Source organism: Synechococcus sp. CB0205 (assembly GCF_000179255.1).
Classification (GTDB): Bacteria; Cyanobacteriota; Cyanobacteriia; order PCC-6307; family Cyanobiaceae; genus Vulcanococcus.
Map to the genome: position 1 here is coordinate 16,392 of NZ_ADXM01000022.1, position 12,379 is coordinate 28,770.

Genomic DNA, 12,379 nt, shown 5'->3' on the forward strand with positions numbered 1-12,379 from the left:
CGAGACCATGGGGTTGCAAGCCATTGACGGGCCCTATCCGCATTCCTGTTTCACAGGCGCAAACGGTGATCAGCTGTGGGTCGTTCCTGAGCGCGGCGGACTGGTCACCGGTTGGGTGTGCGCCGGCCAAGAGCGGTTGTATTTCGACGCCGATCGCTTTGCCGATCCATCCAAGAGTGTTCGCGGTGGCATTCCCGTGTTGTTCCCGATCTGCGGGAATCTCCCCGAAGGGAGCTACACGCTTCCTCAGCACGGCTTTGCCAGGGATCTGCCGTGGCAACTCGAGGCGTTGAGCGATGGGGCTGGACTTCGTTTGGTCTTGGAGTCCACTCCACAGACCCTCGCTGCGTTCCCCTTCTCCTTTCGTTTGAGCTTGGACTACAGGCTTGAACCGTCGGCCTTAGAGGTTCTGGCCACGGTTGAACATGGACCCGACAGCTCTGGTGTGATGCCGTTCTCGCTCGGCCTGCATCCCTACTTCGCCGTCAGTTCGCTGCAGGCCGCCAGCTTGGATGGCCTGCCTGAACGCTGCCTGGACCATCACCAGATGGCTCCGGCTTCAACGGCCGAACAGTTGGCCCAGCTGCCCGAGGGGGTGGATCTCCTCGCTGATCCAACGGGCGATTCGGTGCGTTTGGTCGACGCTGGTTTGGGCCAGGTCATCAGCCTCGAACTGACTGCTCCGCTGGATCTGGCGGTGGTCTGGACCGAACCCCCTCGCTCCATGGTCTGCCTGGAGCCCTGGACGGCCCCACGCGGCTCCCTGGCGACGGGTGATCGCCGCCTGGAGTTGGAGCCTGGTCAGGCGATGCAGTTGCGTTGCCGTTACGTCTGCTCAGCGGCCCGGTAGGCGTCCTCGAGCGAGCTGTTGCAGCGGATCGAACTCCCGCTTGATGGCGGCAACCCAGCTGTGGTTCGCATGGGCCGGTGCGCTCGAGAGGGCGCTCGCGCTCGGTTGCTGCAGGAGAGTGAGCGCGCCGCCGAGCGATCGGCAGCGTTCGGCCAAGCTGCTGATTGTGTGGGCTGCCAGATCCCCAGGATCAGCCCAGCCCAGGCCTTGGCCGCTGCCGGCGGCCAGGTTGAGTCGGATGCTGTGTAAGCAGGTTTCGCCCATCAAGGCGTGGGCTTGAGCTGGGGGCAGTCCGATGCGCATCAACCAACGATCCTTGTCGAGCTCAGCGCCTGCTTCACGTCCTGCGGCCTCGAGCTCCAGGAGCTCATCGGCGTTGAGGCCGTTGGCCTGGAGTCCAAGCGTCTGCGCGTAGCTGTTGAGTTCCTGCAATTGGGACTCCACAGCGCTTCGGCTGATGCTGACGAGCCCAAGCAAAAGGCAGGGCATCCCCTCGATCGTCCACCAATCCAGGCGCTGGGGCATCAGGGCCGCCTGCAGGCAGGCTTGGCGCATGGATTCCAGCGCTTCCAGCTCCCCCGTGAACAGCAGTCCAGCGCGATGGGGCTGCTGGGGGAAGGTGCGCAGCGTGACTTGGGTGATCAGTCCAAGGCTGCCCCAGCTGCCGCAGAACAGCCGCATGAGGTCGTAGCCAGCCACGTTCTTCACGACTTGGCCTCCGGCCCTGGCCTGGGTTCCATCAGCCCGCATCACCTCCAGGCCAATCACTTGATCGCGGATCCCCAGATAGCGCTGCCTGAATCCACCGGCCATGCCGCGGGCAACGAGGCCTCCGATCGTTCCGCTTTGGGTTCCAGCAGTCCCACTGCCCCAGGGCCAGTCCACCGCCAGCCATTGCTTGGCCTCCGCCAGAGCCGCCTGGAGGTCGATCAAGGGCAGGCCTGCTTCCACGCTGACCGTGAAGTCGCCGCTGGAGTGATGCACCAGCCGATTGAGCTTGGCCGTGCTGAGGGTTTGCGGTTGCTCCAGCGCTGGTCCCCAATGCAGTCTTGTGCCTGCGCCCGCCGGAGTCCAAGGCAGGGCCTGCTGATGCCATTGGCGCACCAGATCCTGGAGTTCGCGAGGTTCAGGGGTGATCACGGCACGATGGTGCCATGGCTGAGCGGCTCAAGGTCCTGGTGCTTGATGACGATCCAACTGGATCGCAGACGGTGCACAGCTGTCCCTTGTTGCTGCGCTGGGACCTGGCCAGCCTGCGCGAAGCGCTGGTCCACCCCTCACCGCTGCTGTTTCTGCTGGCCAATACGCGTGCGCTCCACCCCCAGGCAGCCGAGCAGCGGGTCCGCAGCATTTGCCATGCCCTGAAGCCTGCCCTGGCCGAAGCGAAGGCCGCTGGAGTGATGGATCGCTGGCTGATCGTGAGCCGCGGCGACTCCACCCTGCGCGGCCACTTCCCGTTAGAGCTGGAGGTGATCGAGCAAGAGTTAGGCCCCTTCGCCTCCACGCTGCTGGTGCCGGCGTTTTTGCCTGGGGGGCGGACCACCAAAGACGGGATGCATTTGCTGCATGGAGAACCGGTCCACGCCACAGCGTTTGCGCGGGATCGCCTGTTCGGATTTTCCAGCAGTTTTTTGCCGGCTTGGGTGGAGGAGAAAACCGCCGGACAGACCCTGGCCGCCTCGGTTCAGCAAATCAGCTGCTCCGACTTGGAGGTTGCTCCTGAGGCTTTGAGGGAACGGCTGTCCGCCTTGTCTCCGGCCTCGATCGCCTGTGTCGATGCGGAGCGGCCGGAGCAGTTGACGGCCCTGGGCGAGGCCATCTGGGCCTGCGAGCGTCAGGGTCAGCGTTTCGCCCTGCAGTCCGCTGCCAGCTTGATCAATGGGCTTGTGCCGCTGCCACCCCAGCCCCTTGACCCCTCGGGTTTGGCCCGGCTCAGGCGGGGTGCTGCTTTGCCAGGCTTGGTGATGGTGGGTTCCCACGTGCCCTTGGCTGATGATCAACTGACGACACTGCTGGCTGAGCCCGCTTGCATCGGCATCGAGCTCGATGTCCGCAAGGTGGCGCGTGTGGTGTTTGGGCCAGAACGGCACCGCCTTCTCGCCAGCCTTGAGCAGTCCTGGCGGCAGCAGATCGAAACGGTCATCAGCGAGGGCCATACCCCCGTTGTCTTCACGAGCCGCGGTGAGCTCCATTGCTCCAGCCCTGCGGAACGCCGGGAGCTTGGGACGGAGTTGGCGCAGCTGATGGCGCGCTTAGCCGGAGGCCTGGCCCCGCGACTCGGTTACGTGATCAGCAAAGGGGGGATCACTACGCACACCCTGCTGGAGTCCGGCCTGAAGGCCCCTTGGGTTGAGCTGCAGGGACAACTGTTTGCCGGATTGTCGCTCGTGCTGACCCCAGAGAGTCTGCCGGTCATCACTTTCCCCGGCAACTTGGGCGATGCCTCGAGCTTGCGTCAGGCCTGGACACTCATGCAGCAGCCCTGAGCCGTTGGCTGGCTTCTGAGGCCAGACCTCCAGCGGCGACGAGGGCCAGCGCCCAGAGGCTGTTGACGGAATCGCTCCAGAGGGCTGCCAGCAAAAAGGCCAGCGACACCGTCCCCACCAGAATCGGCGTCAGGGGATAGGCCCAGCAGCGGAACGGCCGATCCAGCTCTGGCTGGCGTTGCCGCAGGACCATCAGGGTGATGAATCCGCAAAGCGGTAGTCCCACATAGAGGAAGGCTCCCATCCCCAGCAGGCTTTCAAACGACCCACTGACCACCAGCAGCGTGCTGCAGAGGGAGGTGATCAACAGGGCGTTCACCGGGGTTCCCCCGGCATTCACTTCGGCAGTGAAGGCAGGCATCAAACCATCGCGTCCGAGGCCAAAGAGGATGCGTGGAGCGGCCATCGCCACGGTGTTGGTGACACCCAGGAGAGACACCAAGGCAACGGCGGTGATCACCGCTCCGCCCTGGGGGCCCACCAACCGTTCGGCAGCTGTGGCGGCGGGCAGGCTTGATTCCGCGAGGACCGGAATGGGCAGCACATGCAGCAGTGCTGCGTTGATTAAGAGATAGAGGCCAGCAACCGCTAGGACACCACCAATCAACGAGCGCGGGATGTCCCGGCTGGGACTGGCGAATTCTTCAGCGAAATAAATCGGGCAGGCCCACCCGTCGTAGGTGGTGATCACGGCCTGCAGGGCCAGCACCACCGGCACGAACAGGTTCAGATCGGGTGGGATGAAGCTGGCTGGTGCCTCCACTCGATTGGGAAGGGGCAGCGCGAAACAAGCCACCACCAAGGCCGCAAAGATCAGAGCCTTAATCAGGCTGAGAAACTCTTGGCTGGTGCCACCGGAGCGCACCCCTGGCCACTGGATCAGTGTGAACAGCCCCAGGATCCCGACGGCGATCCAGGCGCTGCTCATCGGCACCAGAGGCGAGAGGTAATCACCCAGGGTGGTGACGACCCAGGCCAAGCCAATGCAGTGGGCGATCCAGTCGCTCCAGCCCACGAGAAATCCCGCACGACGCCCAAAGGCGGCTTCGGCGTAGACATACCAGCCCCCCGCCTTGGGTATGGCTGCTGCCAGTTCCGCCACACAGATGGCACCGAGCAGGGCGTAGAAGGCTCCCAGGACCCAGATCCAGAGAATCCAGGGCTGCGAGGGCAGTTGCTCCGCCACCAGTCCTGGGATCCGCAGGATGCCGGCGCCGATGGTTCCTCCAATCGATCCGGCGAGCCCAAAGCCAACGCCAAGCACCTGGAGCAGGCGGCCATTGGGTGCTGAACCAGGGGATTGATCGTTGCCTTGACCGCCTACCCCCAAACCTTCAGCCTGATTTCAGGTGTTCGTCTCTACTTGTAGCTACTCAATCTCTTTCACGTGGTCCATGGGTTGATTTCTGAAGCTTTGGTCCAAGAGCTGCATTGGATGAGCAACGGGAATCGCCCCTCGCTGATCTTTGAGATGTTTGCGGATTTGTAGCGTGCAGCCAATGTTGGCACTGGCAATCCAGTCGGGATTGGTGGTCGCTAGGTCTTGCGCTTTGATTGCTCCAAGTGCGTTCGCTTCATCCGGTCGAACGAGGTTATAAATTCCCGCGCTTCCGCAGCAAACGCCTGCCTCCATTGCTTCCTTCAGTTTCACATTGGGAATCGATTGAAGGAGGCTGCGAGGCGCTGACTTGATCTGCTGCCCGTGCAGCATATGGCATGCGTCATGGTAGGTAATTGTTGTTGTTTGATCGCTGCGTAGAGGCTGTAGTTGTTGCTTGAAGGCGTCGCTGAGTCCTTGTTGATCAAGGAATTCATGAACATCAAAGACGCTATTCGCAAATGTCTGTCCATGCGTTTGGTGGCTGAGGATTGATCCGTACTGCTTCATGGTGTGTCCACAGCCTGAGGCTGCCACCAGTACGGCGTCGAGCGGTTCGCTTCCGGCTTCTTTGCCAGGTCCAATGACCTGCCTAAAGCTGTTGATGAGTTCTGAGGCAAAGGTCTCGGTGAGTGCCGTCTCCCCTTGGTGATGGGTCGCTGCCCCGCAGCAGCCTTGTTGGGTGGGAATGACGACTTCAAAGCCGTTTGCCGTCAGCACCCGCACGGTCGCAGCATTTACCTCGGGGTCAAAGACGCGCTGCACGCAGCCCAGCACAAGACCCACCCTTCCTCGCTTATCACCCATCGCGGGGTTGATGACGGGCCAGTCATCCCGGAAACTGCTTTCGCTCATCGCAGGGAGCAGTTCTTCCATCGCCTGGATCTGCGTTCCCAACCGGCGGCTCAGGCCTGATTGGCGAATCAGTTCTTGCAGCCGTGAGCCGGCATACCGCCGTAAGGGTGACAGTGCGGCACGCAGGCGCCGCGGATAGGGCAGGAGCGCAAACAGGAGCTTTCGGAACGCGGTCTCTCCGGGAGTGCGCAGCTCCGGGGCGTTGAGCTTTGGCCGCGTGGCTTCAATGAGTTGGTCGTACCGCACGCCTGAGGGGCAGGCGCTGACGCAGGCGAAGCAGCCCAGGCAGGTGTCGAAATGCGAGGCCACCGTGGCGTCAAGCTCCAGCTCTCCGCGGTCGATCGCCTTAAGTGTGTGGATCCGTCCCCGTGGCGAGTCCATCTCATTGCCGAGTACCCGGTAGCTGGCACAGGTGGGCAGGCAGAAGCCGCAGTGCACACAAGGGTCAGTGGCGCTGGTTAGGGGCTGGAGCATGGTCAGTACTTTGCCGCCCAGGCCTCCTGTGTTGGCTGCTTCATGACAGGATTTGGTGGGCGGATTTTTGCCAAGCCATGCGCATCCTGGGGATTTCCGCGTACTACCACGACAGCGCTGCAGCCTTACTGGTTGATGGCGAGGTGGTCGCAGCTGCCCAGGAAGAACGCTTTTCTCGGAAAAAACACGACGCTCGTTTCCCCGCCTCGGCGGCTCGCTATTGCCTGGATTCTCAAGGCCTGGCTTTGGCTGATATCGACGCGGTGGTCTACTACGAGAAACCGCTGCTGACCTTCGAGCGGCTTCTGGAGACCTACTTGGGTGCGGCCCCACGTGGTGGGCGCTCCTTTGTGGCGGCGATGCAGGTCTGGTTAAAAGAAAAACTGTTTCTCAAGACCGAGCTGAAAAAACAGGTCGCAGCTCTGGGTGCGCCTGATGCCAAGCAGCCGGAGTTGCTCTTTAGTGAGCACCATCTCTCCCATGCGGGTGCTGCTTTTTATCCAAGTCCGTTCGAGAAAGCGGCCGTTCTGTGCATGGACGGGGTTGGTGAATGGGCGACTACCTCGGCTTGGCTGGGTGATAGCGCAGGCCTCAGCCCCCTCTGGGAAATTAATTTCCCCCATTCCCTGGGACTGCTGTATTCAGCCTTTACCTACTACTGCGGCTTCAAGGTCAATTCAGGTGAGTACAAGTTGATGGGCCTGGCTCCCTATGGGGAGCCCCGTTATGTCGACCAAATTAAGCAGCACCTCATCGACATCAAGCCAGACGGCACGTTCCGCCTCGATCTCAGTTACTTCAAATTCCATCGTGGTTTCCGGATGACGGGCCGGAAATTCCATAAGTTGTTTGGTCGCCCACCGCGCAAAGGCGAGACAGAGCTCAGTCAATTCCACATGGATCTGGCAGCATCCATTCAGGTCGTCACTGAAGAGGTGGTACTGAAGTTGGCCAGGACCCTTCGCCAAGAAACCGGTGCGACAGCGCTCTGCTTGTCGGGTGGTGTGGCTCTCAATTGTGTGGCGAACGGGAAATTGCTGCGAGAGGGAATCTTTGATCAGATTTGGATTCAGCCAGCCAGTGGAGATGCTGGATCAGCCCTCGGAGCTGCTTTGGTCGCTTGGCATCAGCACTTCAAGAATTCGCGTCAGCCGGTGAGTGGTGATGCGATGAAAGGAACGTATCTCGGACCCGATTTCTCTAATTCTGAAATTTGTGAGTACCTGACCAGCATCAAGGCTCCGTTCCAAGCCTTGGAGGATCCGCGTCTTTTTGATCGGCTGGCGGGGCTTTTGGATCAAGGGAAGGTTGTGGGTTGGTTCAACGGTCGAATGGAATTTGGTCCCCGTGCTTTAGGTGCACGTTCGATCATCGGTGATCCGCGTAATCAGCAGATGCAAAGCGTGATGAACTTGAAGATCAAGTATCGCGAGAGCTTTCGTCCCTTTGCACCATCTGTTCTCGAGCAAGAGGTTGCGAATCAGTTTGAGCTCAATGCTCAAAGCCCTTACATGCTTCTGGTTGCTCCGGTTAAAAAAGAGCTTTGCCAGTCCATGACGGCTGAGCAGGAGCAGTTGTTCGGGATTGACAAGCTCAAGGTTCCGCGCTCATCTCTTCCAGCGATCACCCATGTTGACTACTCGGCCCGTGTGCAAACCGTTTCAGAGCGGACCAATCCCCGCTACTTCAACTTGATCAAGGCCTTTCAACGCAGAACAGGTTGCCCAACGATTGTGAATACATCGTTCAACGTTCGCGGCGAGCCCATCGTTTGTACTCCTCAAGATGCCTACCGCTGCTTTATGCGGACCGAAATGGATGTCTTGGTGCTGCAGAACCAGTTGCTGTTTAAGGAAGAGCAGCCCCAGGACGACGCGGACGAAAGCTGGAAACAGGAGTTTGAGCTCGATTGATCATGACTCATTCATCAGTGTCACCCGCATCCAAAAAGCAGCTCCGTGAGTTTGGAATTCTGCTAGGGATCGTCTTTCCACTCATTTTTGGCTGGTTGATTCCCTCTCTGAAGGGCCACCATGCACCCATTTGGCCCTTTGTGATCGGTATTCCAAGCCTAGTGCTGGGATTAATCGCGCCTCGATTACTGCAGTGGCCTTACCAGGGCTGGATGAAGCTTGGCCACATCTTGGGATGGATCAATGGCCACCTCATTCTTGGTGTGGTTTTCCTCTTCGTGCTACAGCCCATCGCCTATGTGATGCGCTTGACCGGTTACGATCCCTTGAAGCGCAAGCGAACGGGACTGGAGTCCTATCGCGAGACGTCTAAGCACAAGACTGTCGATCTAACCCGCATCTTCTGAGGTTTGAATGGAAGCTTTTCTCGACCTTCTTAACGATATTTGGGACTTTCTCAAAGTCCGCAAGAAATACTGGCTTGCTCCTCTGATCATCACGATGGTCTTAATGGGTGCGCTTCTTGTCTTTACTCAGGGATCCGTTGTCGCACCGTTTATTTACTCCATCTTCTGAGCTGCTGTCGTAGCAAAAGCCCGGTGCATGAACCGGGCTTTTCGTTTGTCTGGCTCTAGAAGTGCTTGATGACGGCCTCAGCAAATCCACTGCAGCTCACCGGCTCAACAGGTGGTTCCATCAGGCGGGCCAGGTCATAGGTGACCTCCTGGTTGGCAATGGCAGCACTGATGCCCTGGGTGACCAGATCTGCCGCTTCCTGCCAGCCCATGTATTCGAGCATCATTACGCCGCTCAGGATCACTGAGCCGGGGTTGATGCGATCGAGTCCGGCGTGTTTCGGGGCGGTGCCGTGGGTGGCCTCGAAAATTGCGGCGGTGTCGCCAATGTTGGCGCCTGGAGCCATACCCAATCCACCGACCACGGCGGCAGCGGCATCGGAGATGTAGTCACCGTTGAGGTTCAGGGTGGCCAGGATCGAGTAGTCGGCTGGGCGGGTCTGGATCTGCTGGAAGATGCTGTCGGCAATGCGGTCGTCCACCATCACCATCTGCTTCCACTTGCCGCCTCCATGGCTGGAGCCGATGGCATCGATGACCCCCTGAACTTCAGCGCAGATCGCGTCCTTCTTCTCGGGAGTCAGGCTGTCGTAGCCCGGGTCGATCATCTTGGCGTTGGCTTCAACGCTCAGCCCAGGGTTCTGATCGGAGTTGTCCAGGATCCAGCTCTCTCGCTCCGTGACGCAGTCAGCACGGAATTCGGTGGTGGCGAGCTCGTAGCCCCAGTCCCGGAAGGCGCCTTCCGTGAACTTCATGATGTTGCCCTTGTGCACCAGGGTCACGTGGCGCTTCTTGCCCTCCATGCGCAGGGCGTGTTGGATCGCCTTGCGGATGTGGCGTTGGCTGCCGTTCTTGCTGACGGGTTTGATTCCGATGCCTGAGCCCTCAGGGATCTGCCGTTTGCCGAGCTTGCCGTTGGCAGGAATCACCACCTCATTGAGGTGCTTGCGCAGTGCTTGGCCGACAGGGTCGTTTGCTTCCCACTCGACACCCATATAGATGTCTTCGGTGTTCTCGCGGTAGACGATCACATCGAGGTCTTGGGGCCGTTTGTGCGGGCTGGGTGTCCCTTCGTAGTAGCGGCAGGGACGTACGCAGGAATAGAGGTCAAAGATCTGGCGCAGGGCGACGTTCAAGGAACGGATGCCGCCACCGACGGGGGTGGTCAGGGGACCCTTGATCGCGACGCCGTACTGGCGGACCGCCTCCAGGGTGTCCTCGGGGAGGTACTGGTAGGTGCCATAGAGGTCGCAGGCCTCATCGCCCGCGTAGACCTTGAACCACTCGATGCGACGCTGACCGCCATAGGCCTTGGCGATGGCCGCGTCCAGCACCTTCTGGGTGGCGGGCCAGATGTCGACGCCGGTGCCATCGCCGCGGATGAAGGGAATGATCGGGTCGTTGGGAACGACCGGTTGACCGTTCTCGAAGCGGATGGCCGTTCCTTGGCTGGGGGCGGTGAGCTTCTCGAAGGTCGCCATGGTTGCGGCAGAACACTGAAGGTGAGCCTAGGTTTCGGCCAAGCAGGGTTCTGCAGCCGGAGGCACGCATGAATGCAGGCGACCAGGTTCGATCACTGGAATTGGTTCAGCTGATCGCGTCTGTGGCCGCGCTGTTTCGTCAGCATTTCCCTGATGCCCGGCCGAATCTGCGTCCCTGGCGCGATGACCCCCACACCCGCGCCTTTGAGGATCAGCAGACCCTGGATCTGTCGTTTCATCTGCCCGGTTGGAGCCCCCGCAGCCAGTGCCGCTCGTTTTTGCTGCAGCTCAGCCTGGCGGGTGGGGTCAGTGAGGCCAAACCCAGGCTTTTGGGCGTCACGATTCGGGGGTTGACCTACGAGAGCGAGCGCTGGCGGCTCACCACCCTTGGCGACTGGCGTCCTTCTGGTTCGCATCTGCCCGTGGAGTCCGTGACCCTCAAGCTCAAGCAGTTCTGCGGCGAGCTCTTTGATCTGTTTGAGGCGGGAGCAGGCGCCGCTGACGTGGCGTAACCCTTCGCAACCTTGCGCCCACCCCCGTCAGCCTCCCCCTTACCTTGATCCTCATGACCGTGCGGCATCGCACGACCACGAATCCAAGGACATGGCTGTCGCTCTTGCTGCCCAGTTGCGTGAAGGGACCAAGAAATCCCACACCATGGCCGAGAACACCGGCTTCGTCAGCTGCTTCCTCAAGGGGGTTGTGGATAAAGCCAGCTACCGCAAGCTGGTGGCCGACCTCTATTTCGTGTATGGGGCGATGGAGGACGAGTTCGCCCGGCTGAAAGACAATCCGGTCCTGGCTCCCATTGCCTTTGAGCAACTGAACCGCCGTGAGGCCCTTGAGAAGGACCTTGTCTATTACTTCGGTGCGGACTGGAAGCAGAACATCCAGCCCTCCCCTTCAGCGAGTGTCTACGTCGAGCGCATTCACCAGGTGGCTCAGGAGTCACCCGAGCTTCTCGTCGGTCACCACTACACCCGTTATCTCGGTGATCTTTCCGGTGGCCAGATCCTCAAGAACATCGCCCAGAAGGCCATGAACTTGGGTGGAGATGACGGTCTCCACTTCTATGAGTTCGATGCCATCTCGGACGAGAAGGCCTTTAAAGGCACCTATCGATCGGCCATGGATACCCTGCCGATCGATCAGCTCATGGCCGATCGGATCGTGGAAGAGGCCAACGAGGCCTTCCACCTGAACATGAACATGTTCAAGGAACTCGAGGGCAACCTCGTTGCTGCCATTGGCAAGGTGCTCTTTGGTTTCCTGACCCGTCGCCAGCGCACCGGCAGCACCGAGACGGTCGCTGCTTGAGCTTGCGCCCCCTTCGCTTCTTAGTCCCCGGAACCACCGGTCGCTTTCGCTGTGGGGGGTTGCTCGTTGAGCTCCAAACTGCCCGCCTGCTAGCGGGGTTGGGGCCCGTCGAGCTGGTGACCTACCGCCAGCGTGAAGAAGGCAGGCCATACCTTGCTGACTTGCTCCGTGCCGAGCCTCTCCCTGGTGGAGCGGGGGTCGCCCTTTGGATTGTGAGCTGGGGCTTTGATGTCCCCTGGTTGCTGCGGCAGTTGCGCGGACGCGCCTGCGCTTATCACGCCCACAGCAGCGGCTATGGCTTTCCCCTCCCGCCTGCTGTACCTGTGTTGGCGGTGAGCCGCAACACCCTCGGTTATTGGGGTGACCTGGCTCCACGTAATCCGCTTTGTCTGGTGCCCAACGCCCTGAGTCCCGAGTGGCTGCAACGGGGAAAGCGGTGCGGCGATGGAGAGCGCAGCATTGATGTTCTGGTGCAGCAGCGTAAGACCAGTGCCTATGTCCTGAAGCAGTTGGTCCCTGCCCTAAAGGCCAAGGGCCTTCGGGTTGAGGTGCAATCCGGATGGGTTGAGGACCTGGTGGATTTGTTCAACAGCGCCAAGGTGGTGCTGTATGACTCGGCGGATTACTGGCGTGGTCGCGGTGTCACGGAGGGATTCGGACTGCCCCCCTTGGAGGCCTTGGCTTGCGGCTGCGTGGTGTTCAGCAGCTTGAACCATGCCTTGGCCGACAGCTTGGAGCCTGGCCGGATGGGCCATCAGCTGGGCGCGGGGACCTTGGCGGCCGATCTCGAGGCCATCAGTGCTGCGGTGGCGCAGCCCGCGGATTGGAGGCCCAAGCTCGAGACGCTCAATGACCTCTTGGATGCCTCCAGCGAAGCGTCTCTGCTGGAGCATTGGCGTCAGGCCTTGGTTGCGGTCAACCAGCACTGGGACCGGATCTTGGCTGGTGAGCCTGCCCTAAAAGCCCCTCCTCTGTGGAGACTCCGGCTGAAGTCGAAACTCAGGCCAATCGGTTCGCTGGCTGGCCGTTTGCGGCCATAGCGCCTGGCTT

General features: G+C 60.5%; 12 protein-coding genes. 8 read left to right on the forward strand and 4 right to left on the reverse strand.

Features of this window, described 5'->3' with window-relative positions; all coding sequences use genetic code 11:
- Nucleotides 1-7 precede the first annotated feature (7 nt).
- The gene (locus CB0205_RS0103230; RefSeq protein WP_043705353.1) at nucleotides 8-850 is read left to right on the forward strand and encodes a galactose mutarotase; all 843 of its coding nucleotides are present in this window, start codon (nucleotides 8-10) and stop codon (nucleotides 848-850) included.
- Here CB0205_RS0103230 and CB0205_RS0103235 read toward each other — a convergent pair.
- Nucleotides 836-1,990, reverse strand: a complete 1,155-nt coding sequence (locus tag CB0205_RS0103235; RefSeq protein WP_010314274.1) for an FAD-binding oxidoreductase — start codon at nucleotides 1,988-1,990, stop codon at nucleotides 836-838. The genes CB0205_RS0103230 and CB0205_RS0103235 overlap by 15 nt on opposite strands.
- A 14-nt stretch (nucleotides 1,991-2,004) precedes the next feature.
- Between CB0205_RS0103235 and CB0205_RS0103240 the strand changes: the two genes are divergently transcribed.
- Nucleotides 2,005-3,336, forward strand: coding sequence for a four-carbon acid sugar kinase family protein (locus tag CB0205_RS0103240; RefSeq protein ID WP_010314277.1), 1,332 nt, complete (start codon nucleotides 2,005-2,007; stop codon nucleotides 3,334-3,336).
- On the opposite strand, the gene CB0205_RS0103245 is transcribed toward CB0205_RS0103240, so the two are convergent.
- Together CB0205_RS0103245 and CB0205_RS0103250 are read right to left on the reverse strand one after the other, a co-directional pair.
- The gene (locus CB0205_RS0103245) at nucleotides 3,320-4,666 is read right to left on the reverse strand and encodes an APC family permease (protein WP_010314279.1); all 1,347 of its coding nucleotides are present in this window, start codon (nucleotides 4,664-4,666) and stop codon (nucleotides 3,320-3,322) included. The genes CB0205_RS0103240 and CB0205_RS0103245 overlap by 17 nt on opposite strands.
- A 39-nt stretch (nucleotides 4,667-4,705) precedes the next feature.
- A complete protein-coding gene (locus CB0205_RS0103250) occupies nucleotides 4,706-6,043 on the reverse strand; it encodes a (Fe-S)-binding protein (RefSeq protein ID WP_050778417.1) in 1,338 nt (445 codons plus the stop codon).
- A 77-nt stretch (nucleotides 6,044-6,120) separates the two neighbouring features.
- Between CB0205_RS0103250 and CB0205_RS0103255 the strand changes: the two genes are divergently transcribed.
- The 3 genes from CB0205_RS0103255 to CB0205_RS16260 are packed head-to-tail and all read left to right on the forward strand — an operon-like array spanning nucleotide 6,121 to nucleotide 8,532.
- The gene (locus CB0205_RS0103255) at nucleotides 6,121-7,956 is read left to right on the forward strand and encodes a carbamoyltransferase (RefSeq protein ID WP_010314284.1); all 1,836 of its coding nucleotides are present in this window, start codon (nucleotides 6,121-6,123) and stop codon (nucleotides 7,954-7,956) included.
- A 2-nt stretch (nucleotides 7,957-7,958) separates the two neighbouring features.
- On the forward strand, nucleotides 7,959-8,363 hold the full coding sequence (locus CB0205_RS0103260) for an SxtJ family membrane protein (protein ID WP_029626086.1): 405 nt from the start codon (nucleotides 7,959-7,961) through the stop codon (nucleotides 8,361-8,363).
- A gap of 7 nt (nucleotides 8,364-8,370) precedes the next feature.
- Nucleotides 8,371-8,532, forward strand: coding sequence for a DUF5989 family protein (locus CB0205_RS16260; RefSeq protein ID WP_010314289.1), 162 nt, complete (start codon nucleotides 8,371-8,373; stop codon nucleotides 8,530-8,532).
- Nucleotides 8,533-8,587: 55 nt separating this feature from the next.
- Here CB0205_RS16260 and CB0205_RS0103270 read toward each other — a convergent pair whose 3' ends face one another.
- Nucleotides 8,588-10,012, reverse strand: coding sequence for an NADP-dependent isocitrate dehydrogenase (locus CB0205_RS0103270; protein WP_010314291.1), 1,425 nt, complete (start codon nucleotides 10,010-10,012; stop codon nucleotides 8,588-8,590).
- 68 nt (nucleotides 10,013-10,080) lie between these two features.
- Here CB0205_RS0103270 and CB0205_RS0103275 point away from each other — a divergent pair, with 68 nt between their 5' ends.
- The 3 genes from CB0205_RS0103275 (at nucleotide 10,081) to CB0205_RS14190 (ending at nucleotide 12,369) form a co-directional block, all read left to right on the forward strand.
- Nucleotides 10,081-10,524, forward strand: a complete 444-nt coding sequence (locus CB0205_RS0103275) for a hypothetical protein (RefSeq protein WP_010314294.1) — start codon at nucleotides 10,081-10,083, stop codon at nucleotides 10,522-10,524.
- A 91-nt stretch (nucleotides 10,525-10,615) separates the two neighbouring features.
- On the forward strand, nucleotides 10,616-11,329 hold the full coding sequence (locus CB0205_RS0103280) for a heme oxygenase (biliverdin-producing) (RefSeq protein WP_010314296.1): 714 nt from the start codon (nucleotides 10,616-10,618) through the stop codon (nucleotides 11,327-11,329).
- Between the two features lie 2 nt (nucleotides 11,330-11,331).
- Entirely contained in the window at nucleotides 11,332-12,369 is a 1,038-nt protein-coding gene (locus CB0205_RS14190; protein ID WP_050778421.1) for a glycosyltransferase, read from the forward strand.
- The last annotated feature ends 10 nt before the right edge of the window (nucleotides 12,370-12,379 follow it).

Excerpts from the sequence above, each read along its gene's own strand:
- CB0205_RS0103230 (WP_043705353.1), top strand. The coding sequence starts at position 8 with ATGGGGTTGCAAGCCATTGACGGGCCCTATCCGCATTCCTGTTTCACA.
- CB0205_RS0103240 (WP_010314277.1), top strand. The coding sequence starts at position 2,005 with ATGGCTGAGCGGCTCAAGGTCCTGGTGCTTGATGACGATCCAACTGGA.
- CB0205_RS0103250 (WP_050778417.1), bottom strand. The coding sequence starts at position 6,043 with ATGCTCCAGCCCCTAACCAGCGCCACTGACCCTTGTGTGCACTGCGGC.
- CB0205_RS0103255 (WP_010314284.1), top strand. The coding sequence starts at position 6,121 with ATGCGCATCCTGGGGATTTCCGCGTACTACCACGACAGCGCTGCAGCC.
- CB0205_RS0103260 (WP_029626086.1), top strand. The coding sequence starts at position 7,959 with ATGACTCATTCATCAGTGTCACCCGCATCCAAAAAGCAGCTCCGTGAG.
- CB0205_RS16260 (WP_010314289.1), top strand. The coding sequence starts at position 8,371 with ATGGAAGCTTTTCTCGACCTTCTTAACGATATTTGGGACTTTCTCAAA.
- CB0205_RS0103270 (WP_010314291.1), bottom strand. The coding sequence starts at position 10,012 with ATGGCGACCTTCGAGAAGCTCACCGCCCCCAGCCAAGGAACGGCCATC.
- CB0205_RS0103275 (WP_010314294.1), top strand. The coding sequence starts at position 10,081 with ATGAATGCAGGCGACCAGGTTCGATCACTGGAATTGGTTCAGCTGATC.
- CB0205_RS0103280 (WP_010314296.1), top strand. The coding sequence starts at position 10,616 with ATGGCTGTCGCTCTTGCTGCCCAGTTGCGTGAAGGGACCAAGAAATCC.